We start from the raw sequence: 23050 nt of genomic DNA, 5'->3' as shown, positions 1-23050 counted from the left end.
TCGTCAATGACATTGGGTCAGCTCGAGTCCCACCTCTGGGAGGCGGCCAATATCCTGCGCGGTAGCCCGGTGGATCGAACCGATTGGAAGAGCTACATCCTGCCGCTGCTGTTCTTCAAGCGTCTGTGCGATGTCTGGGACGAAGAGCACGCCGAGATGGTCGCGACCTATGGCGAGGCCTTCGCCGATGAGCACCGCTTTCAGGTGCCCGACGGCTGCCATTGGCGTGACGTGCGCGAGACCACCGCCAATGTCGGCACCGCCATCGTCAACGCCATGCGCGGCATTGAGCGCGCCAATCAGGAACACCTCTATGGTGTCTTCGGCGATACGCCCTGGACCAACAAGGAATGCCTGCCCGATGACCTACTGAAAGACCTCATCGAGCACTTCTCCGCCCTGCGGCTGGGCAACCAGGTGGTGCGCAACGACATCATCGGCGATGCCTACGAATACCTGATCAAGAAGTTCGCCGACACCACCAACAAGAAGGCCGGCGAGTTCTACACTCCGCGCAGTGTCGTGCGGCTGATGGTCGATCTCCTCGAACCGCAAGAGGGCGAAACCATCTACGATCCCGCCTGCGGTACCGGCGGCATGCTGTTGGCCTGCGTTGAGCATGTCCGCGAGCGCGGCGGCGACCCACGCACCTTCTTCGGTCGGCTGTTCGGGCAGGAGAAGAACCTCACCACCTCATCCGTCGCGCGCATGAACCTGCTGCTGCATGGTGTTGAGGACTTCCAAATCGAGCGTGGCGACACCTTGCGTAATCCGGTCTTCACCGATCCCGCAACGGGTGGACTCGCGACCTTCGACATCGTCATCGCCAATCCGCCGTTTTCGCTCGAAAAGTGGGGCCGCGAGGTCTGGGAGAGCGACCCCTGGGGTCGCGCCTTCGCCGGATTACCAACCGACAAGTCCGGCGACTTCGCCTGGGTGCAGCACATGGTCAAATCCATGGCGCCGCGCACCGGTGCAATGGCTGTCGTGCTGCCGCAGGGCGCCCTGTTCCGCGGTGGCGTCGAGGGCAAAATCCGCCAACACCTGTTGAAGCAAGACCTGATCGAGGCCGTCATCGGCCTGGCGCCGAACCTGTTCTACGGTACCGGGCTGGCTGCCTGCATCCTGCTTCTGCGCGCCAAGAAGCAGCCAGAGACGGCCGGCAAGGTCCTTATCTGCGATGCCTCGAGCCTATTCCGCAAAGACCGTTCACAGAACCATCTCGAACCCGAGCACGCCGAGCGCATTGTCGGCTGGTATCACACCTTCGAGGATGTCGAAGACCACTGCCGCGTGGTCGGGCTCGACGAGATCGAGCAGGAAGGCTGGACGCTCAATATCTCGCGCTACGTGCTGCCGCCGATCGGCAAGGACATCCCTTCGCTGCCGGAGGCCATTGCCGATTTCAAAGTGGCGTTGGAGCGGGTGAGGGAGGCAGAAGACGCGTTGCGGCAGGAGATGGCAGCGGGCGGATGGCTGAACGAGGTCAAGCGATGAGACAGCACTTGAGCCTGTCCCAACTCGAATCCTACCTCTGGGGCGCCGCCGTCATCCTTCGCGGCCTGGTCGACGCCGGCGACTACAAGCAGTTCATCTTCCCGCTGGTGTTCTACAAGCGTCTATCGGATGTTTGGGACGAGGATTACGCAGCCGCTCTAGCGACCTACGACGGCAACGCGCAGCTGGCCAAGGCCGAAGCCAACGAGCGCTTCATCATCCCGGAGGGCGCACACTGGAACGACGTGCGCGCACTGCCGAAGGATCTCGGTCGCGCGCTCCAAACCGCCATGCGCGCCATCGAAGCCGCCAACCCGGGCCGATTCGATGGCATCTTCGGCGACGCGCCCTGGACCAACAAAGAACGGCTGCCGGATTACACGCTAAAGAACCTGCTCGAGCACTTCTCCACGCAGACGCTCAGCATCGCCAACGTCCCCGAGGACACCCTCGGCGATGCCTACGAATACCTGATCGGCCGCTTCGCTGACGACGGCGGCCACACGGCACAGGAGTTCTACACCAACCGCACCGTCGTGCACCTGATGACGCAGATGCTCCGCCCCCAAGCCGACGAGCGCATCTATGACCCCACCTGCGGCACCGGCGGCATGCTCATCGCCGCCTTGGCCGAGGTCAAGCGCGCCGGCGGCGAGCACCGCACGCTCGGCCTGTTCGGGCAGGAGCGCAACCACATGACCGCCTCCATCGCGCGCATGAACCTGGTGCTGCATGGCGTCGAGGACTTCCACATCGCCCGTGGCGACACGCTCGAGGCGCCGCACTTCACCGCCAGCGACCGGCTCGCAACCTTCGACGTCGTGCTGGCCAATCCGCCGTACTCCATCAAGCGCTGGAACCGCAGCGCCTGGCAGAGTGATCCCTGGAGCCGCAACAGCCTCGGCACCCCGCCCCAGGGCCGCGCCGACTACGCCTTCTTCCAGCACATCCTCGCCAGCCTCGACCCGCAGAACGGCCGCTGCGCCATCCTGTTTCCACATAGCGTGCTGTTTCGCCAAGAAGAGCGCGAGATGCGGCAGCGGCTCATCGAGTCCGACCAGCTCGATTGCGTGCTCGGCCTCGGCCCGAACCTGTTCTTCAACTCGCCGATGGAGGCCTGCGTCGTCATCTGCCGCGCAAGCAAGCCGCCCGAGCGGCAGGGGCGCGTGCTGTTCATCGATGCCGTCAACGAGATCACCCGCGAGCGCGCCTACAGCTTTCTCAAGCCGGAACACCAGCAGCGCATCGCCAACGCCTACCACACCTTCACCGATATACTGGGCTTCTGCCGCGTTGCGGACCTAACGCAGATCGCCGCCAACAGCCACAGCCTCTCCATCCCGCTCTACGTCAAGCGGAGCTTGATCCGATCAGGGGCCGACACCGGCAAGCCCGAGGACCAGCGCACCCTGCGCGAGGTCTGGGATGACTGGGAGCAGGACGGGCGCGCCTTCTGGCAGCAGATGGATGCGTTGATCGAGACGCTGGATGGACTGACAGCGGAGAGCAAACCCGATGCGTAGCGCCGCCGAGCTACTCGACGAACTCAATGTCCTGGACGAATCGGTCCAGATCGAGGCCAAAAAGGCGCGCGACATCGGTAAATCCGTCCAGCAAACGGTCTGCGCCTTCGCCAACGAGCCCGGCCTCGGTGGTGGCTATCTGCTGCTCGGCGTCGAGTGGGAACGCAACGAGAAAGGCGATTTGGTGTATTGGCCAGCGGGCCTTGCCGATCCCGACAAGCTACAAAGCGATCTGGCCAGTCAATGTGCCGTCATGTTCAACGTGGTCCTGCGCCCTGAGATGCAGGTTGAGTCGATTGATGGCAAAGCGGTGATCGTGGTCTTCGTTCCCGAGGCCGATGTGGCACACAAGCCGATCTATTTCAAAGCCACAGGCCTGCCCGGCGGCGCCTATCGCCGAATCGGGTCGGCAGACCATCGCTGCGCCGATGAGGACATCTGGGTGCTGCGCGGTGAGAGCGAACCGCAGAGCGGCCCGGATAAGGCCATCGTGCAAGACGCAACCCGCGAGGACATCGACCCGCAAGCCATCGCCGAATACCGCCGGCTGCGCGCCAATCTCAACCCCGGCGCCGAGGAGCTGGCCTATGGCGATGATGAGTTGCTCGAGGCTGTCGGTGCGCTGCGTCGCGCCAATGACGCGCTGAGGCCCACTGTTGCCGGCATCGTGCTGTTCGGCAAATCCCTGGCGCTCCGTCGGCTGATGCCCGCGTTGCGCATCGACTACATCCGCGTCAACGGCACCCAATGGCTTGAAGACCCCGATGAACGCTTCGCCGCCACGCTCGACGTGCGCAAGCCTCTCCTGCTCGCCCTGCGACAACTGCAAAGCACCATCCTCGACGATCTGCCACGCGGCTTCCGCCTCGATGAGGGCGAGCTACAGAGCCGGCAGGAACCCATCCTGCCGGACAAGGTGATCCGCGAAGCCCTCGCTAACGCCACCATGCACCGCAGCTACCAGGTGAACAGCCCGGTGCAGATCATTCGCTACAGCAACCGCATCGAGGTCCTCAATCCGGGCTACTCGCTCAAGCCAGCGGCGGATCTCGGCACCCCTGGGTCGCGCTTGCGCAATCCGACCATTGCTGCCGTCCTGCATGACCTCCACTGGGCCGAGACCAAGGGCACTGGCATTCGCGTCATGCGCCGGCTCTCCACCCAAGCAGGCCTCCCTCCACCGGAGTTCAACTCGGCGCGGGAGCAGAACGAGTTTAAGGCCATCCTGTTTCTGCACAACCTGCTCACCGAGCAGGATCACCAGTGGCTCAGATACCTCACAAGCGAGGCGTTGAGCGGCGACGAAGCCAAGATCCTCCTCTACGCCCGCGAAACCGGCGCCGTCGACAACACCGCTTGTCGGGACTTCTCCGACCTGGACACCCTGACCGCGAGCGTCACACTCCGTCGCCTGCGCGATCGGGGGCTCCTGGTCAAGCAAGGGGGCGGCAACCGGACCTACTACACGCTGCTGCGCGACCCTTCGGTTGAGCCCATCCAGCATCCCGAGCAAACCAGACTCCCGCTGTTCGAGCAAGAACAGTCAAGCCCGCCAACACCCGAAGGAGGCAAGCCGACCGAGGAAGGTTGCAACCTTGAGCATGCAACCTTGCCGCCCGAGCTTGCAACCTTGCTCGCCGAGAAAACCGGTCGACTCGACCAGAAGACCTTGCGTCAGCTCATTATTCGCCTCTGCGCCTGGCGCCCCCTCACCGGCGAGGAGCTTGCAACCTTACTCAACAAGAAGCGCGACTATCTGCGCAACAAGCATCTGATCCCGATGGTGAGCGAGGGACAGCTCAAGCTGCGTTACCCGGAAAGCGCGAAGCATCCGCATCAGGCTTACGTCGCCCACCAGACCGCACAGGAAGACGAGCATGAGTGACGGAGTGAAACCTGGATGGAGACGTTGGCGGTTCGAGCAGATGGCGGCCAACGTCAACGAACGGATCGATGACCCGAGCGAGGCCGGCGTCGACTACTACGTCGGCCTGGAACACCTCGACTCGGACAGCCTGAAGATCCGCCGCTGGGGCTCGCCGGAGGACGTGAGCGCGACCAAGCTCCTGTTCGAGCCCGGCGACATCATCTTCGGTCGCCGCCGGGCCTATCAGCGCAAGCTCGGCGTCGCCGAGTGGCGCGGCATCGCATCGGCGCATTCGCTGGTGTTGCGCGCCAAGCCTGAGGTGGTTCTGCCGGAGTTCCTGCCCTTCTTCATGCAGTCCGACCTGTTCATGGACCGGGCGCAGCGCATCTCGGTCGGCTCGCTGTCGCCGACCATCAACTGGAAGACGCTCGCGAAGGAAGAGTTCGCGCTGCCGCCGTTGGAGGAGCAGTGGCGGATCATAAAGCTCCTGAGTTTCAGCACCCGTTCGGTTGAAGCAGCGATCGAGTTAACCGAGAAAGCAAAAATGGCGCTGTCCTCATATCGGGAGCATCAATTCGCATCCGGAAGCTCGCTCCCGTTCGAAGATGTGATCACCCGGATTGAGGTAGGGAAAAGTCTCGCAGGTGAGAATCAAGTGCCTAAGGCGACAGAGTACGGAGTTCTCAAAGTCAGCGCTGTTGGACCTACGTTTTTCCGGCCTACCGAAGCCAAGCGTTTATTAAATCAAGGTGCGTTCTTGAAGATGCACGAGGTAAAAAGGGGTGATCTCTTGATCACACGCGCCAATACGCCCGACTTGGTCGGAATGTCGTGTTTGGTAAAACATGACCATCCGAATCTCATGCTATGCGACAAGACTCTGAGACTTATCCCCAGAGAAGGCAAGGATCGGCAGTTGATCTTGATGTCTCTATGTACGATCAGCGTTCGTCGCCAATTCAAAGCACTCGCATCAGGAACAGGCGCGGCGATGAAGAACATTTCACAGAAAAAGCTTCGGCTCTTGAAACTGCCCTGGCCCAGATCATCCGAAGCAGAATCCAAGTTGATTGCTTTCATCAATAGTCAACAAGCGGCGATCGAAGAGGCGCAGAAAAGAGCGGAACAGGCAAAACAGCTACATCTCAGCATTCTAATTGGCGTTTTTCGAAGGGATTCTGCGTGACATGGACTTCACCGAATCCAACACCATCGAAGCCTATCTCCGCGACCTGCTCTGCGGCTCCCAGCCCGATGCGAACCCGCTAAGCCTCCAGGACGCCCGTGGCAGCTACGGCGTCGCCGGTAAGGGCGCCGGCTGGACCTACCTGCCGCCGGCAGTCATCCCGCGCCAACCCCAGGACGTCTTCTCCGAGCCCCTCGTCCGTGACGCCCTCATCAGCCTGAACCCCGAGATCGCCGCCCACCCCGAGCGAGTCGACGAGGTGCTCTACAAGCTGCGTGCCATCGTGCTGTCGGTGCGCTCCGACGGTCTGATCCGCGCCAACGAGGAGTTCACTGCCTGGCTGCGCGGCGAGCGCTCGATGCGCTTCGGCAAGGACGGCGAGCATGTCACGGTGCGGTTGCTGGACTTCGACGACCTCTCGCGCAACCAATACATCGTCACCACTCAATACAGCTTCCGCGCTGGCCCGGCCGAGCGCCGCGCGGACCTGATGCTGCTGATCAACGGCCTGCCGCTGGTGCTGATCGAGGCCAAGACCCCGGTGCGCCCCTCGGTGAGTTGGGTCGATGGCGCGCTGCAGGTGCATACCGACTACGAGCAGTTTGTCCCGGAGCTGTTCGCCTGCAACGTCTTCAGCGTCGCCAGCGAAGGCAAGGAGCTGCGCTATGGCTCCATCCGCATGCCGGTGCAACTCTGGGGGCCGTGGCGGCCGGAGGATGAACCAGGCCAAGAGGCCGCGCCATCAAGCCTTGCCAGTCTGCAGCAATCGCTCGCGGGCCTGCTCGCGCCGGCAACGGTGCTGGACATCCTCGCCAACTTCACGTTGTTCGCCACCGACAAGAAAAAACGCCGGCTCAAGGTGGTCTGCCGCTACCAGCAGTACGAGGCCGCCAACCGCATCGTCGCGCGGGTGGTGGCGGGCTATCCGAAGAAGGGCCTGATCTGGCACTTCCAGGGCTCCGGCAAATCCTTGCTGATGGTGTTCGCGGCGCAAAAGCTGCGCATGCACCCCAAGCTCAAGAACCCCACCGTGCTGATCGTGGTCGATCGCATCGACCTCGACGCCCAGATCAGCGCCACCTTCCACGGCGCCGACATCCCCAACCTGGTCAAGGCCGAGAAGCGCTCAGAGCTCAAGACGCTGCTACGGCAAGACACGCGCAAGATCATCATCACCACCATCTTCAAGTTCGGCGAGGAGACCCCGCGGCAGACGGTTGCACGGCTGCTGAAGCAGATTCCTGAGTTGGTGAACCGTGGTGAGCCGGCCGCCGCTCAGCAAGAACTTGGCGTTGCCTGGCGGGCCGCGGCTAAGGTGGAGGATGCCGACAAGCGCGCGGAGGCACAGGAGGCCTTGCGCGCCTTAGCGGATGCGTTGGGTTTGTCGCCACCCTCGGCCGAGACAGCTGCCGCTGGTGCCGACGATGACGCTCCGCAGATCCAAACCGACGACGCCCCCTCGGCGTCCGACTCGCCCGTGCTGAACGACCGCGACAACATCATCGCGCTGGTCGACGAGGCGCACCGCACCCAAGAAGGCGACCTCGGCATGAAAATGCGCGCGGCGCTGCCGCATGCGTTCCTGTTCGGCCTCACCGGCACGCCGATCAACAAGCGCGACCGCAACACCTTCTATGCCTTCGGCGCACCGGAAGACAGCAACGGCTATCTCAGCCACTATGGCTTCGAGGACAGCATCCGCGACGGCGCCACGCTGCCGCTGCACTTCGAGCCACGGCTAGTGGAGCTGCACATCGACAAGGCCGCCATCGACCAAGCCTACGCCACGCTCACCGGCAGCCTGTCCGACCTGGACCGCGACAACCTTGCCAAGACCGCCGCCAACATGGCCGTGCTGGTCAAGGCGCCCAATCGCATCAGTGCCATCTGCGGTGACATCGCCAAGCATTTCCAGGCCACCGTTGCGCCAAACGGCTTCAAGGCCATGGTGGTGACCTTCGACCAGGAATGCTGCCTGCTCTACAAGGCCGAGCTGGACAGGTTATTACCCGAGGCGATCCAGACCGACATCGTCATCTCGGTACAGGGCAAGGAGAAGGACGATGCCCGCTACAAGCCCTACAAGCGCGACCGCGATGCGGAGGAGACGCTGCTCGATCGCTTCCGCGACCCGAATGATCCGCTGTCGATTCTGGTGGTGACCGCCAAGCTGCTCACCGGCTTCGATGCGCCGATCTTGCAAGCGATGTACCTCGACAAGCCGCTGCGTGACCACACGCTGCTGCAGGCCATCACCCGTACCAACCGCACCTACAGCGGCAGTCAAAGCGCAAGCAAGAGCCACGGCTTGATCGTTGACTATCTCGGCGTCTTCGATGATGTCGCCAAGGCGCTGGAGTTCGACCAGGCCGGCTTCGAGAAGGTCGCAAGCAACATCGCCGCGCTCAAGAGCCAGCTACCGGTCGCGCTGCAGAAATGCCTGGCCTACTTCCATGGCGTGGACCGCGGTCTGACCGGCTACGAGGGCCTGATCGCTGCGCAAGACTGCCTGCCTGACAATGCCACGCGCGACGCCTTCGCCGCCGATGTCAGCCTGCTTGGCAAGCTCTGGGAGGCCCTCTCGCCGGACCCGCTGCTGCTGCCCTTCGAGGCCGACTACCGCTGGCTGGTGCAAGTCTACGAGAGCCTAAAGCCCTCGACCGGCCAGGGCGCGCTGCTCTGGCATGTGCTCGGCGCCAAGACCGTGCAGCTGATCCATGACAACGTCCAGGTGGGCACCGTTCGTGACGATCTCGATGAGCTGGTCTTCGATGACGACGTCATCGAAGCTATCCTCGATGCGCCGGACAAGAAAAAGAAAACCAAGGAGATAGAGATCAAGATCGCAGCCCGGCTGCGCAAGCATCTCGGCAACCCGCGCTTCAAGCCGCTCTCGCAGCGCCTCGAGCAACTGCGCGAGCGCCACGAGGCCGGCCAACTGCACAGCGTTGAGTTCCTCAAGCAGCTCCTGGAACTCGCCGGCGACCTGGTCGCGGCGGAAAAGGAGACCGCGCCCGAGGAGGACGAAGATCGCGGTAAGGCGGCGCTGACCGAGCTGTTCGAAGAGATCCGCAACCCGGAAACACCAGTCATCGTTGAGCGCGTGGTCAACGACATTGACGCCATCGTGCGCATGGTGCGCTTCCCCGGCTGGCAGCAAACCAGCGCCGGCGAGCGAGAGGTGAAGAAAGCTCTGCGCGGCACGCTGTTCAAGTACAAGCTGCATAGCGATGCCGATCTATTCGAAAAGGCGTACGGCTACATTCGTCAGTACTACTGAAGCGGCGTCTCCGCCCGGAGTAAAACCAATTACAGGCCCAACCAACAGCGAGCCACCAGAGCGACAAGAAGGAGCCTGGGTCGAGTTATTTGCAGAAATCAGACCGACCCTGGCCCCATTGAGCTGATCGAATTCAGCCTCTGGATGGCGTGCTCGTGGCGGCGGTAGTTGATGTCGGCGAACTTGAGAAAAATCAACCCGAGCACCGGGGTGCTGTATTCCGAGGCTTTCGGGTCGGAGTTGGCCCGCAGGTTGTCGGCGGCGGACCAGAGGTCGTTTTCGAGTTGCTTGAGTTGGTCGCGGGTCATGGAGGATGATTTTTGGATCCTGATAACTGGCGCTGCCGGTGTCCGCCACGCCTGTGCGGGCCTTGATGATAGCCCCAGACGTTGGGCCGGTTAAAAAACTAGCTCACGCCAAGAGGTATCAGGCCTTCCCGCACCTCGACCCAGTCGCGGGAAAACACATGGACAGTGATCGCCACAGCATCGCCGTTGAGAATTGTTGCGCGAAGCGCCGGGTCGACATCCACCCGAGCGTTTTGCCACAACCGCCTCCGCGCCAAACGTAAACTTTGGGTTCGGGTGACCCGGTATATAATTACAGCATCGGGTGGCGCCATGTTCAGGCCATCAACAAGAGCCGGGCAGTGGAAGGGTTGCGGTATACTGGATTTGTGCGGATCCAAGGAGAAGCAGGTATGCCTGAGAATGTGGACAATTTAGTGCTGGAGCATTTACGGGCAATTCGGGCAACGCAAGCGGAACATGGCGAAAGGCTGGTACAAATCGAGCTTCAACTCTCCGCACTGGGGCCGCAAGTCGGTGGTCTGACAACAGCGGTGTATTCCGGTAAGTCTGAACTCGACGAATTGCGTCGTCGCGTTGAGCATATTGAGCAACGCTTGGAGCTGGCATCCGCGTGAGCTATTATTGGCGGGACCAATAAGGGGTGGTTAATTGGGGACTGATCAATAGGGTTATTAGGGTCAGCCACCAACACCCGCGCGATCACAGTCGCCACCGCCGGGCGCCGAGGTTTATCCTGGGTTCAAAGCCAGTGCGCCCGCATGACTTCGACCTGATCGCGGTAAATGATGCCGGAGAAGTTCTCGAAGAACTTCTCGCCGATCTCATTGGCAATACGCTCGGACATCTCGGGCTCGGTCGTGATCACCTCGATACGCACATTGGCATAAGTGTCCGAGACCATGGGGTCACCGGAGGAGCGCAGGTTTTTGCTGCCCTTGCCGCTGGCTGGCATAACCGTATAAGGTGATTTCAACTAATAAAGCTACCATAATTTAGCCTCTTGAAGGCTTTTTCTGACTCAGAACATGGGTAATAATGGAAGCCTTTCTGATTGTTGGAGAGTTTTTAAGAAATGGCGCTACCATCAAACTCGTTGCCCACCTGCGAACATGTTGCGGACATCCGATTCGCGGCCTCGAAAATGCACGGTTGCGAGCGTCGTGCCTTTGTCGCTGAGATGACCCTGAAATACTGCGCAGGCAGCGCGCGAAAAGCCGAGTCGCTGTTTGGCTGGGGGCGCGAGATGGTGGAAACGGGTCTCGGCGAGGCGCGCACCGGAGTCGTGTGTCTGAGTGCCAAGCCCTTGACGACTGGAAGGAAGCGCTGGGAAGAGAACTATCCCGAAGCGGCAGCGGATTTGCGTCGACTCGCCGAGGAGCACGCCCAGCAGGAGCCAAGCTTCACCAGCACTGTGGCCTTTACCCGGCTGACGGCGGCACAAGCGCGCCAGCGGCTGCGTGAACTCGGTTATCCGCAGGAGGCTCTGCCCGCACGCGGCACGCTGGCTAGAATCCTCAATCGACTGGGGTATCGTTTGCGTCGCGTTGTCAAAGCCAAGCCAAAAAAAAAGATTCCGCAGACCAACGATATCTTCATCAACATCAAGAAGAAAGACGCCGCCAACCAAGTGCTGGGCGCCAAACGCATCAGCGTTGACTGCAAGGCGACCGTGAAACTTGGGCCGTTCTCGCGCGGTGGGTTAACGCGCGGCAACCAGCGCGCCTGTGATCACGACATGGGCGATAACGGAAAGCATCCCCCTTGCGGCATCCTTGATGAAGACACCGGGCAACTCACCATCCACTTCGGAAGTTCAGCAAAAACCAGCGACTTCATCGTCGATGCCTTGCAGGCGTGGTGGGAGCGGCTCCCTCTTGCCGAACGGCAGGCCACCACGCTGATTCAGATCAAGATCGATAACGGGCCTGAAAGCAGTGGCGTACGCTCTCAGTTTCTTCATCGCATCGTGGCATGGGCTGATCAAATCAACAAACCCATCCACTTGCTTTACTTTCCACCCTATCACAGCAAATACAATCCCATTGAGCGGTGCTGGGGCATTCTGGAACTGCACTGGAACGGCGCCCTGCTCGTCGATACCGAGACCATGCTCGCCTGGGCGCGCACCATGACCTGGAAAGGCATCCAACCGGTTGTGAATCTGTGCACCACCGTCTATGAAAAAGGAATCTCTCTGACAAAAAAAGCCATGCGAGCCGTCGAAGCTCGGCTGGATCGCAATCCTGATCTGCCTAAGTACGATATTCTGATTCAGCCCCTCGGGGCTGGTAGCTTTGTTTCCTGAAATCACCTAACCGCTGGCGCCAGCTGCTTCAATCACGCGGATAATCTCCTTCAGCAACAGGCGTTCGGTCACAATGGTGAGCTTGATGGCTTGTCTAATCATGGGCTGTCACCTTCTTAATGATGATTTTTTTGTGAATACTGGAGGAACGGGATGAGCTCAGGCGCTGGCGAAGACTACTTGCGCCAGGCCAATGAACAACGGAATGCCAATAGCAATGGCCACCGGGGTTCCGAGGGCGGTCGAGGCGCCGATATAAGCCGAGGGATTGGCGGACGGAATACCCGCGCGCAGCGTCGGTGGTCCTGAAATATCGGAACTCGACGCGGCCAGCACCGAGAGCAGCACCACGCCACCTGGACTAAAGCCGGTGGTGACGTGCGCGATATAGCCGAGCCCAAAGGCAATCAATCCATGCACCAGGGGCGCCACGGCGCCATACACGGCATACCAGTGAGCGACTTTGCGCAACTCGTTAACGCGCGCATAAGCCTCCATACCCATCACCAGCATCAGCACCGATAGCAGACCGCGAAACAGCGGCTCGTAGAAGGAGTCATAGACAAAGTCTGGCCGTGTCAGCAAACCGAGCGCTATGCCAAGCAGTAGAGCAGAGAGCGCCGAACCGCGCAGGCTATCGGTGACGATGGGCCAGATTTTCACCCGCGTCCCAGCATCGCCCTTGCGCTTGGTCAGATAGACGTTGGCCATGACGATGGCCAGCACCAGTGCCGGGATATCCATGAAGGGATAAAGCGCTGGCGCCCATGCCTCGTAGGTGAGGCCCTCGGCATCCATCACCGCCATGGCCGCGGCCAGGGTCGAGCCACTCACGGCGCCGAACAGGCCCGCCGTTGCGATCCCCTCCTCGGTCCGGATTTTCGGCAAGATCAGATGACCTGATCTCGACCTGCCGCTTGATTTGACTTGACTGGCGGAAAAATCGTGTTGAATCGGCCTATTAGAAAGCCACACCGGGACCGAGCCGGTCGCAAGGCCACAACGCTGGCGGATTTTGCGAAGATACCCTGTTGGCGGTGTGGCGGAGGCCGCCGCGCCCAAATCCCACTTACGCCTTGCGTCCAAACCAATGCCACAAATGCAGTTGCCGTTATTTCCCCATGGAGTCACAGAGATCACCGCCAACTTGGCTTTCAGCAAAGAAGACGGTGAGGTCATCTACTTCTACTTCGGCCTTCCCGTCTTTCGCCATGACGAAGACGATATCGCCACCTTTCGCATGATTACCGCGCAGTTCTGCGTCAATGGCCTGGCCACCCAAGCGCAGATTATCCGTGCCTTTGGCGTCTCCAAGATCAGTCTCAAGCGCGCCGTGAAGCGCTATCGCCGCGAGGGCCCCAAGGGGTTTTACCAACCGCGCAAGCGCCGCGGACCGGCCATCTTGACCCCCGCAGTGCTCGCCGAAGCCCAGCAACTGCTCGACGAAGGTCTCGAGCCCTCGCAGGTGGCTGACCGGTTAGACATCAAGCGCGACACCTTCTCCAAGGCGATTCGTGCCGGACGCCTGCATCGGAGCGAGAAAAGCGCCCCCCAAAGTCAGGCGCTGACCTGCAAAAGCGAGCGCTCCACGCTCGACCAAGCCGCTGCGATGGGCATGGGAGCCAGCGATGTCGAAGGCCGGCTTGCGGCCAGCATCGGTGAGCTCGACGCCGTGGCCCCGGACTTCACCCCGGCGCTGGATGTTCCCAATGGCGGACTGCTATGCGCGCTGCCCGCCTTGCTCGCCGTCGGTTTACTCGATCATCTTGAGGGCCATTTGGAATTGCCCAAAGGGTATTACGGTCTCGATAGCCTCTTGCTGCTGCTTGGCTTCATGGCCTTAGCCCGCCTGCCTTTTATCGAATCGTTGCGCTATAGCGCCCCCGGGGAATGGGGCAAACTGCTGGGTTTGGATCGGATTCCCGAAGTGCGCACCCTGCGCATCAAGATTCATCTGCTCTCCCAAGGCGATGGGGCGGCCCTGTGGGGAGCGGCCTTGTGCGCGCAATGGATGGCGGCAGCACCGGACCAAGCGGGCGTCCTTTACATCGATGGTCATGTGCGCGTTTATCACGGCAGCCAAACCAAACTGCCCCGTCACTACGTCGCCCGTGAGCGGCTGTGTCTGCGCGCCACGACCGATTACTGGGTCAATGCCATGGATGGTCAGCCCTTCTTGGTCATCAACCAGGCGGTCGACCCTGGACTGATTCAGACCATTGAGCACAAGATCGTGCCGCAATTGGAGCACTCGTTGCCCGCGGCCCGCCTTGCCGATCCACCAGCGGACGATCCATTGGCCCATCGCTTCACCATTGTCTTTGATCGTGAAGGCTATTCGCCAGATTTTTTCAACCGGATGAAAGCGCTGCGCATTGCCTGTTTGACCTACCACAAATTCCCCGGCGATCCCTGGTCCGAGGAGGAGTTTGCCGCCACGCGGGTGCGGTTGGCCAGCGGCGAGCTGGTGACCATGGATCTGGCCGAACGGGGGACGCGCTTGAGCAATGGGTTATGGGTCAGAGAGCTGCGCAAATTGACTGAACGCGCCCATCAGACCGCGATCCTGAGCACGGACTACCGCAGCGATGGGGCCCCCCTGGCGGCAGCCATGTTCGCCCGCTGGTCTCAGGAAAACTTCTTCAAGTATGCCCGCCAACACTTCTCTCTAGACCGCTTGGTCGACTATCGCACCGAGGCGATTTCCGACCCCATCGAGGTGGTGAACCCTGACTACCGCCAGCTCGATGGGGAGGTTCGCTCCGTAACCGGAAAACTCACCCGGCGTCTGGCACGCTTCGGGGAGATGACGCTCGATGACACCATCGAGCCCACGCATGTCGAGCCCTTTGTGCGCAAAAAAGCCGCACTGCAGGAGGAGATCGAAACGCTGCAACAGGACCTCGATCAGCTCAAGGCACAGCGCAAGGACACTCCGAAGCACATCCGTATTGAGGAGCTGCCTGAAGAGGCGCGCTTTCGTCAGCTGGCAACGCGCAGCAAACAACTGATCGATACAGTAAAGATGATTGCCTATCGCGCCGAGACAGCCATGGCCAATAGCTTGCGCGAGCATTTGACGCGTCCCGATGAGGCACGCGCCTTATTGCGAGCGCTCTATACCACCGAGGCGGATTTAATTCCCGATCTAGAGGCGGGCACATTGACCGTACGACTGCATCATTCCGCCAATGCGGCGAATGATCGGGTCATTGCAAAACTCTGTGAGGAGCTGAATGAAACCGAGACGGTTTTTCCCCGCACCAATCTGCGCCTGGTGCTGAAATTGGGCTCAGCGTAAATTCCCTGAGATCAGGTTGTCTGAAGATAGCCAGGGTGTAACGCCCCAGCAGCACAATGATGACGCCAATCAGCACGGCGAACAACGCGGGTAGCAGCATGTCGTCTAAATCCGCCTCGCGGATCTTCATTCCACCTTTCAGGCCGATCTTCATCAGCAGCATGAAGACAATGAACTTGTAAATGGCGTCTGGCACCTCCAGACGGCTGCCAAGCGCGGCAAGTACCGCTCCCCCGATCAAAAACCCCAGGGTGGGCGATTGCAGCTGCGCGGCGAAACGGGTCAGAAAATCCAGTAAAAACTCCATCGATGCGCTCCTCATTTCGGGTAATGGCACTCGCGTGCGCGACTCGGCGCCGCGCGCCCCGCGACCTCCCCGCCCGGAACCCATCCCCCAACGCAACCCTTTCACCTATGCGTGGAACCTCCGAGCGGATACCGAGATGATATGTGGCGCAATCAGATAGATTAAAAATGATAATTTTTATGCAATAGATCGATTAATACTGATGCAAAACTCGTGATGGAAATCACACACATTAAGGTGACCAGGCCTCTGGACGTCAGCCTAGGCCACAAACCTCATCATCCGAAGGACAGGGGCGGCGATGATGCCTCTCCATTCTTGATGCTAATCACCTCTTGATGCTAATCACCTCTTGATGCTAATCACCGATAGCGAGCGCATCACCGCGCCCGCTAGGCCCGATAACTCCCGATATGCTCCTTGACCGTGCGCCTTTACAGCTGGGTGACGGCGGCGATTGCCTCGAAGGTGCCGAGGCGGTCATAAAGCCGCTGGCAGTAGCCGGCGAGCAAGGCGGCGGCGTCGAGGGTGCCGGCTCGCGTGGCGGCGAGTCAGGGGTCCTGTTGGTCGGGTGCGGCAGTGGATGCTGACAAAGCATCTTGGGCATAGCGGCCATTGAGGATGATGCGCCGCAGGGCCTGTTCCAACTCGCGGACATTGCCGGGCCAGGGGTAGTTGGCGGGCAGCTCGCGGGTCTCGGGTGTGCGCGTGAGGCGGTAATATTCCTCCTTCGGCAGGCTGCCGTTCAGCTCTGGCTTGTAGTGCTCGATGGATTCCATCACCGCTTCGATGGCTTTGGCGAGATCGGCGTCTTCGGGCAGATTGAGCAGATAGTGGTAGCGCGCATGGCTCGGCAGGTAGAACCCGCATCGGGCGATGGCAATCTCGGCCAGCGGTTTCTCGCGCCGCGTGCCCTTGAGCTGATCGAATTCGGCCTGGATGGCGTGCTCGTGGCGGCGGTAGTTGATGTCTGCGAACTTGAGAAAAATCAGCCCCAGCACCGGCGTGCTGTATTCAGAGGCTTTCAGGTCTGAATTGGCCCGCAGGTTATCGGCGGCGGACCAGAGGTCGTTTTCGAGTTGCTTGAGTTGATCGCGGGTCGTAGCGGGGCGATTGATGCGGATTGCTGACTGTGCGCTGTCCACACTTGCCAGTGTAGGCGTTGATCATAACCCGAGCCGTTGATGTGTGATCAGAAGCTAACTCACGCCGGGGGGGATCAAGCCTTCCCGCACCTCGATCCAGTCGCGCGAAAACACATAGACAGTGATCGCCACGGCGCCGCCGTTGAGAATTTTTGCGCGCAGCGCCGGATCGATATCCACCCGGGCGCTTTGCCACAGCTGGCGTTGCCCTGGGGTGAGGAATGTCTGATCAGCCGAATCCAGCGTGTCGCGACGGTTGAACTTGTGATAGTTCGCGCGATCCTGGGCCAAGATGTTGCGCACCGAGGTCAGTCGCACCCCCTTTGAGTTGAAGCGATCCTGGTCGGAAATCACGCAATCGTAAAGATCGAGTCCGTCATAGGCTTGCGCCGGCAGGCTTGGCGCTAGACTGGAGAGCATGATCAGACTGGCGATGAAGAGATGTTGTCTTTGGCGGCTTCTCATGGCGAGACCTCTGATACATGTGGATGATGAATGCTGGGGTGAAACAACCGCAAACTGGCTCGGGCTGACCAAGACCATGAGCCTTGGAACGGCCCGGGAAATATCGGTCCTGGCAGCTCAGCCGACCGACGGCAGTCCGGCCAGCGCCATGGCCACCTCGGACTCGTCGTAGGTCAGATCCTTCAGCTTGCCGGCCGTATAGTCCATGTAGGCCTGCATGTCGAAGTGGCCGTGGCCGCAGAGATTAAACAGAATTGCCTTGGACTCGCCCGACTCGCGACACTTCTCGGCTTCGTGAATGGCGCCGCGCACGGCATGATTGGCCTCGGGCGCGGGTAGTATGCCCTCGGCCTTGGCGAACTGGATGCCGGCGGCGAAGCATTCGAGCTGATTGTATGAGCGGGGATTGAGTAGCCCGAGCTTGGACAGATGACTGATCTGTGGGGCCATGCCGTGGTAGCGCAGCCCGCCGGCATGGAAGCCAGGCGGCACGAAGCCTGAGCCCAAAGTGTACATCTTGACCAGCGGGGTCAGGTGCGCGGTGTCGCCAAAGTCATAGGCAAAGGCGCCCTTGGTCAGGGTTGGGCAGGCCGAGGGCTCCACGGCGATAAACTCAATCTCGCGTCCCTGCCGCAGCCGCTCTTCAAGAAAAGGAAAAGCCAGCCCGGCGAAGTTGCTGCCGCCGCCGGTGCAGCCGATGATCATGTCCGGGTAATCATCGGCCATGGCCATCTGTTCCTTGGCCTCGATGCCGGTGACTGTTTGGTGCAGCAGCACGTGATTGAGCACGCTGCCGAGCGCGTACTTGGTGTCATCGCGCTGGGCGGCCAGCTCGACCGCCTCGCTGATGGCGATCCCCAGGCTGCCAGTGCTGTCCGGATGCTCGGCGAGAATGGCACGCCCGGCCTCGGTGGTGTTGCTGGGGCTGGCGATACACTGCGCGCCGAAGGTCTCCATGAAGGCGCGGCGGTAGGGTTTGTGGTCAAAGCTGACCCGCACCATGTAAACGACAATCTCCAGCCCGAAAAAAGTCCCGGCCAGCGCGAGCGAGGAGCCCCATTGCCCGGCGCCGGTCTCGGTGGTGATGCGCTTGACACCTTCCTGCTTGTTGTAGAACGCCTGGGCAATGGCCGTGTTCGGCTTATGACTGCCAGCCGGGCTCACTCCCTCGTACTTGTAGTAAATCCGCGCTGGGGTATCCAACGCCTTCTCCAACCGCCGGGCGCGAAACAGCGGCGATGGGCGCCATTGGCGGTAAACATCTCGTACCGGCCCGGGGATTTCGATCTCCCGCTCGGTGCTCATTTCCTGCTCGATCACCGCGCGCGGAAAAATCACGGCCAGATCGTCCGGGGTAATCGGCTGCTTGGTGCCAGGATGCAGCACCGGCGCCAGCGGCTCGGGCAGATCGGCGTTGATGTTGTACCAGGTCTTGGGCAGGTGCTGTTCGTCGAGCAGGTATTTGACGGTGTCGCTCATGTTCTTGTTCGATTTCCTTTGGGGTGAGAATTTAGGGGGAATGCGTGAAGCGATTTTGCCTCACTTCACTAGCAAAATACCATTGTGAACCCGCTATTGTTCGGCCTGAAAATTTCGTCGGCGTCGATACCCAGCGCAAGTGGATGGCCCCACAGAGCCATTGAGTTTGGCAATTCAGCACCTTCAGTCGGTCCAAAGTGCGTTCAACGGGAAAGTGACGGCCTCGAACGGCGGCTGGCTGATGGGGCTGTCGTCCTTGAGCGTATCGAGCAGCAACCAGCGTTCATCGTCCTGAAGCCGGTAGACCTCCAGCGTTCGCGCGTGCGGATCGATGAGCCAAAGATGTTCGACACCCTTGCGCGCGTGGATGGGCCTCTTGATCGCGCGATCCTTGGCGGCTGTCGAGGGCGAGATGATTTCGCACACCCAATCGGGAGCGAGATTGAACCAGGCCGTGTCCGGGATGACCGGCATCCGCTCGCGTCGCCAGCCGGCCAGGTCCGGCACCAGGACGTCGGCGCCGAGATGCAGTTCGGGTTCGTCGAGGATCCACCAGCCGCCGGGGCCGGAGATACCACCATCGAAAGGGCCACCGATCAGATAACCCAGGACTGAGTAAGCGCGCGCATGTTTCGCGGCCGGACGTGGCTGCGTATACAGGGTTCCATTTAGAATCTCGCCCACCAAGTGTTCGGGCAGGTCAAGGATATCGTCATAACAGGCCAGCTTGAGGGCGGTTTGAGCCATGATCGCGTACCTAACAAGAAGATGGGTGATGCTCAAGACCTGCTGCTGGTGAGCGCCCAGATCGAGCAAGCCTGGAGCGGAACTTGCAAGCGGCGATACCGCAGCGGATCAATCGAGTTCGTGGTCTTAAAGATACCTATTTCGGCGACAACATTGATACATGACTTCGCCGCATGAGCCGCCGCAACCCGCGCTTCTGCGTTATATTGCGCTCTTTTGGGGGCGGCATGCCGCTGCTGGTCGCGGTCGCCGCTGTGACACTGAATGCCTGTGCCCTAGGGTGCGGGCCAACGGCCTGGTTAGGGATGCGAGAGATCGCTGGCCAGGCTTGAGGTAACTGTCGATGACTGAAACTGTGCGCTGGCTGAGCGAATTGGGCATGGATGATGTGCCCGTGGTGGGCGGCAAGAATGCCTCCCTGGGCGAGATGATTCAGCACCTGACCAAGGTCGGGGTGCGGGTGCCGGGTGGTTTTGCCACCACGGCCCAGGCCTATCGGGATTTTCTCGCCGTCAATGGACTGGACGCGAAAATCGCCGCCGAGCTGGAGAGCCTGGATGTCGAGGACATTGCCGCGCTCAGCGAGGCCGGGCCGCGCATTCGCGGTTGGATCATGGACCAGCCCTTTCCCGCGGCCCTGGAGCAGGCCATCGACCAGGCCTATGCGACCCTGATCGCCGATGCCGGCTCCGACTCAGGCTCCGGCCCTGGCGAGGCCTCCTGGGCGGTGCGTTCCTCCGCCACGGCCGAGGACTTGCCCGATGCCTCCTTCGCCGGACAGCAGGAGACCTTCCTGAACGTCCAGGGGCTTGAGCATGTCAAGCACGCCATCAAGGAGGTCTTCGCCTCCCTCTACAACGACCGCGCCATTTCCTACCGCGTGCATCAGGGCTTCACCCATGCCGAGGTGGCGCTCTCCGCCGGCGTGCAGCGCATGGTGCGCTCCGATCTGGCCGCCAGTGGCGTGATGTTCACGCTCGATACCGAATCCGGCTTTCGTGACGCGGTCTTCATCACCGCGAGCCATGGCCTGGGTGAGATGGTGGTGCAGGGCGCGGTCAACCCCGATGAGTTCTATGTGCACAAGCCCACGCTGGCCGCCGGGCGCCCGGCCGTGCTGCGGCGTGAGCTTGGTGATAAAGCCGTGCGCATGGTCTACGCCGACCCCGGCAGCAAGCCGCCAGTGCGCACCGAGGATGCCCCGCAAGATCTGCGCGGCCAGTTCTGTATTTCCGACGAGGAAGTCGAGGCCCTGGCCCGTCAGGCGGTGCTGATCGAACAGCACTATGGCCGCCCGATGGACATCGAATGGGCCAAGGACGGACAGGACGGCCAGCTATACGTGGTCCAGGCGCGACCCGAGACCGTCCAGAGCCGCACGGGTGGCGTGCTCGAGCGCTACCGGCTGTTACAGCAAGGCACAGTGGTCGCGAGCGGGCGCAGCATCGGCAACCGCATCGGCGCCGGGCGCGCGCGGGTGGTCACCTCGCTCGCCAACATGGATCAGGTAAAGCCCGGTGACGTGCTCATCGCCGACATGACCGACCCCGACTGGGAACCGGTGATGAAACGCGCCGCGGCCATTGTCACCAATCGCGGCGGGCGCACCTGCCATGCCGCCATCATCGCGCGCGAGCTGGGCGTCCCCGCCGTGGTCGGCTGTAACGATGCCACCGACCGCATCGCCGAGGGCGCCGAGGTGACCGTGTCCTGCGCCGAGGGCGACACCGGCTATGTCTACCAGGGATTACTGGAATTCGAGCACAAACGGATTCCGCTGGAGAAAATGCCCGAGGTGCCGGTCAAGGTGATGATGAACGTCGGCAACCCGGAGCGTGCCTTTGCCTTTGCCGCCACGCCCAATGCCGGCGTCGGCTTGGCGCGGCTGGAATTTATCATCAACAACATGATCGGCATCCACCCCAAGGCGCTGTTGGAATACGACCAGCTCCCCGCCGAGCTGAAAGCCGAGATCGCCCCGCGCATCGCCGCCTATCCGGGTCCGCGCGAGTTCTTTGTGATGCGCCTGGTAGAAGGTATTTCCACCCTGGCCGCGGCCTTCGCGCCCAACCCGGTGATCGTGCGCATGTCGGACTTCAAGTCCAATGAATACGCCAATTTGATTGGCGGTCCGCGCTACGAACCACACGAAGAGAACCCCATGATCGGCTTCCGTGGTGCCGGGCGCTACCTCTCCCCGGACTTCAAGGACTGCTTCGCGATGGAATGCGAGGCCCTGCGCACTGTGCGCGAGACCATGGGATTGAGCAATGTGCAGATCATGATTCCCTTCGTGCGCACATTGGTACAGGCCAAGGGCGTCACCGAGGCTCTGGCCGCGCAGGGGCTCAAGCGCGGTGAGCATGGACTCAAGCTCATCATGATGTGCGAACTGCCCTCCAACGCCGTGCTGGCCGAGGACTTCCTGGAGTATTTCGACGGTTTCTCCATCGGCTCCAACGACATGACTCAGCTCACCCTGGGCCTGGACCGTGACTCCGCCCTGGTGGCCGAGTCCTTCGACGAGCGCGACCCTGCAGTGAAGAAAATGCTGGAGATGGCCATCAGCGCCTGCAAGGCGCAGGGCAAGTATGTCGGCATCTGCGGCCAGGGTCCGTCTGATCATCCCGATCTGGCCGACTGGCTGGTCAAGCAGGGCATCAGCAGTGTGTCGCTCAATCCGGATACCGTGATCGATACCTGGCTGTATCTTGCCGAGCAGGCGTGACGGATGGGTCTGTGGTAGCCGCCTCCTGGCGGACTTGATCGACAGTGCCGTTCCCTAGGCCGCTTGTGCGGGTCTGGGACGGCGCTGTCCGCCTCAGCGCTGACAGGCCGGACAATAAAAGCTGGAGCGCTGGCCAATGCGCGCGAGCCGGATGGGCGTGGCGCATTGGCGACAGGGCTCCCCGGCGCGGCCATAGACGCGCAAGCATTGCGCGAAATAGCCGGGATTGCCGTCCTCGCGCAGAAAATCCCGCAGGGTGGTGCCGCCCTGTTCAATGGCGTCTTGGAGGACCTGCTTGATGGCCTCGGCCAGGCGCTGGTAGCGAGCGAGCCCGATGCGCCCGGCGGCGCGGGCGGGATGGATGCCCGCCATGAAGAGCGCCTCGTTGGCGTAGATGTTGCCAACGCCAACCAACACCCGGCTGTCCATGATGAGCGACTTGACCGCCGTGCGTCGATTGCCTGAGATCTGATACAGATAAGCGCCATCGCAGTCAGCCGACAGCGGCTCGGGTCCCAGGCGAGCAAGCAGCGAATGCGCCTCGGGCGGCTCGGGTATCCACTGAAAGATACCGAAGCGACGCGGGTCGTGCAGGCGCAAGGCAAGGCCCGACTCCAGTGTCAGTTCAATGTGGTCGTGCGGGCGATAGGCCGTTGCTTCCGGCACCAGGCGCAGACTGCCGGACATGCCCAGATGGACCAATATCCAGCCCTCTTCCAGCTCGATAAGCAGATACTTGGCGCGCCGTCGCAGGTGCGAAATCCGCTGTCCGGGCACCCGTGCCTCGGTTTCAAGGGACACCGGCTGGCGCAGGCGCCGGTCGCGCACCAGCAACTGGCCGATGCGCTGTCCGGTGAGCGCCGGGGCAATACCACGCAGGGTGGTTTCAACCTCGGGTAATTCCGGCAT

General features: G+C 61.3%; 18 protein-coding genes. 9 read left to right on the top strand and 9 right to left on the bottom strand.

Going from position 1 to position 23050, the window contains the following annotated elements; translation table 11 throughout:
• The first annotated feature begins 6 nt into the window (after positions 1-6).
• From Thiowin_RS23250 to Thiowin_RS23230, 5 genes are read left to right on the top strand one after another with little or no spacing between them, the layout of a single operon-like run.
• Positions 7-1497: a type I restriction-modification system subunit M gene (locus tag Thiowin_RS23250; protein WP_328985352.1), complete on the top strand. Its 1491-nt coding sequence runs from the start codon at positions 7-9 to the stop codon at positions 1495-1497.
• Between the two features lie 8 nt (positions 1498-1505).
• Positions 1506-3020, top strand: a complete 1515-nt coding sequence (locus Thiowin_RS23245; RefSeq protein ID WP_328985351.1) for a type I restriction-modification system subunit M — start codon at positions 1506-1508, stop codon at positions 3018-3020.
• A complete protein-coding gene (locus Thiowin_RS23240; protein WP_328985350.1) occupies positions 3013-4905 on the top strand; it encodes an ATP-binding protein in 1893 nt (630 codons plus the stop codon). The genes Thiowin_RS23245 and Thiowin_RS23240 overlap by 8 nt, the downstream gene beginning before the upstream one ends.
• Entirely contained in the window at positions 4898-6073 is a 1176-nt protein-coding gene (locus Thiowin_RS23235) for a restriction endonuclease subunit S (protein ID WP_328985349.1), read from the top strand. The genes Thiowin_RS23240 and Thiowin_RS23235 overlap by 8 nt, the downstream gene beginning before the upstream one ends.
• Before the next feature lies 1 nt (position 6074).
• Positions 6075-9353, top strand: coding sequence for a type I restriction endonuclease subunit R (locus tag Thiowin_RS23230; RefSeq protein ID WP_328985348.1), 3279 nt, complete (start codon positions 6075-6077; stop codon positions 9351-9353).
• Between the two features lie 98 nt (positions 9354-9451).
• On the opposite strand, the gene Thiowin_RS23225 is transcribed toward Thiowin_RS23230, so the two are convergent.
• Positions 9452-9661, bottom strand: coding sequence for a type I restriction-modification system subunit M N-terminal domain-containing protein (locus tag Thiowin_RS23225; protein ID WP_328985347.1), 210 nt, complete (start codon positions 9659-9661; stop codon positions 9452-9454).
• 392 nt (positions 9662-10053) lie between these two features.
• Here Thiowin_RS23225 and Thiowin_RS23220 point away from each other — a divergent pair, with 392 nt between their 5' ends.
• On the top strand, positions 10054-10278 hold the full coding sequence (locus Thiowin_RS23220) for a hypothetical protein (RefSeq protein ID WP_328985346.1): 225 nt from the start codon (positions 10054-10056) through the stop codon (positions 10276-10278).
• A 125-nt stretch (positions 10279-10403) separates the two neighbouring features.
• On the opposite strand, the gene Thiowin_RS23215 is transcribed toward Thiowin_RS23220, so the two are convergent.
• Positions 10404-10565 (bottom strand): hypothetical protein, encoded by a 162-nt coding sequence (locus Thiowin_RS23215; RefSeq protein WP_328985345.1) that lies wholly within the window; start codon positions 10563-10565, stop codon positions 10404-10406.
• A 240-nt stretch (positions 10566-10805) separates the two neighbouring features.
• Between Thiowin_RS23215 and Thiowin_RS23210 the strand changes: the two genes are divergently transcribed.
• On the top strand, positions 10806-11969 hold the full coding sequence (locus Thiowin_RS23210) for an ISAzo13 family transposase (protein WP_328985344.1): 1164 nt from the start codon (positions 10806-10808) through the stop codon (positions 11967-11969).
• 159 nt (positions 11970-12128) lie between these two features.
• On the opposite strand, the gene Thiowin_RS23205 is transcribed toward Thiowin_RS23210, so the two are convergent.
• Complete coding sequence (locus tag Thiowin_RS23205) at positions 12129-12857, bottom strand: sodium-dependent bicarbonate transport family permease (RefSeq protein ID WP_328985343.1); 729 nt, start codon at positions 12855-12857, stop codon at positions 12129-12131.
• A gap of 259 nt (positions 12858-13116) precedes the next feature.
• On the opposite strand from Thiowin_RS23205, the gene Thiowin_RS23200 reads away from it, so the two are divergent.
• Positions 13117-15270 (top strand): putative transposase, encoded by a 2154-nt coding sequence (locus Thiowin_RS23200; RefSeq protein WP_328985342.1) that lies wholly within the window; start codon positions 13117-13119, stop codon positions 15268-15270.
• Here Thiowin_RS23200 and Thiowin_RS23195 read toward each other — a convergent pair.
• From Thiowin_RS23195 to Thiowin_RS23175, 5 genes are all read right to left on the bottom strand, one after another.
• Complete coding sequence (locus Thiowin_RS23195) at positions 15179-15607, bottom strand: sodium-dependent bicarbonate transport family permease (protein ID WP_328985341.1); 429 nt, start codon at positions 15605-15607, stop codon at positions 15179-15181. The genes Thiowin_RS23200 and Thiowin_RS23195 overlap by 92 nt on opposite strands.
• Before the next feature lie 521 nt (positions 15608-16128).
• The gene (locus tag Thiowin_RS23190; protein ID WP_328985340.1) at positions 16129-16722 is read right to left on the bottom strand and encodes a type I restriction-modification system subunit M N-terminal domain-containing protein; all 594 of its coding nucleotides are present in this window, start codon (positions 16720-16722) and stop codon (positions 16129-16131) included.
• 54 nt (positions 16723-16776) lie between these two features.
• Positions 16777-17187, bottom strand: a complete 411-nt coding sequence (locus Thiowin_RS23185) for a hypothetical protein (protein ID WP_328985339.1) — start codon at positions 17185-17187, stop codon at positions 16777-16779.
• Positions 17188-17304: 117 nt separating this feature from the next.
• Positions 17305-18666: a TrpB-like pyridoxal phosphate-dependent enzyme gene (locus tag Thiowin_RS23180; RefSeq protein ID WP_328985338.1), complete on the bottom strand. Its 1362-nt coding sequence runs from the start codon at positions 18664-18666 to the stop codon at positions 17305-17307.
• Between the two features lie 183 nt (positions 18667-18849).
• Positions 18850-19413, bottom strand: coding sequence for a Uma2 family endonuclease (locus Thiowin_RS23175; RefSeq protein WP_328985336.1), 564 nt, complete (start codon positions 19411-19413; stop codon positions 18850-18852).
• A gap of 343 nt (positions 19414-19756) precedes the next feature.
• Between Thiowin_RS23175 and ppsA the strand changes: the two genes are divergently transcribed.
• Positions 19757-22141, top strand: a complete 2385-nt coding sequence (ppsA, locus tag Thiowin_RS23170; RefSeq protein ID WP_328985334.1) for a phosphoenolpyruvate synthase — start codon at positions 19757-19759, stop codon at positions 22139-22141.
• A gap of 93 nt (positions 22142-22234) precedes the next feature.
• Here ppsA and mutM read toward each other — a convergent pair whose 3' ends face one another.
• Positions 22235-23050, bottom strand: a complete 816-nt coding sequence (gene mutM / locus Thiowin_RS23165; RefSeq protein ID WP_328985333.1) for a bifunctional DNA-formamidopyrimidine glycosylase/DNA-(apurinic or apyrimidinic site) lyase — start codon at positions 23048-23050, stop codon at positions 22235-22237.

Origin of the sequence: Thiorhodovibrio winogradskyi, from assembly GCF_036208045.1 — a bacterium.
GTDB lineage: Bacteria > Pseudomonadota > Gammaproteobacteria > Chromatiales > Chromatiaceae > Thiorhodovibrio > Thiorhodovibrio winogradskyi.
Note: the sequence above shows the minus strand (reverse complement) of the source record. Positions and strands in the feature narration are given on the sequence as shown.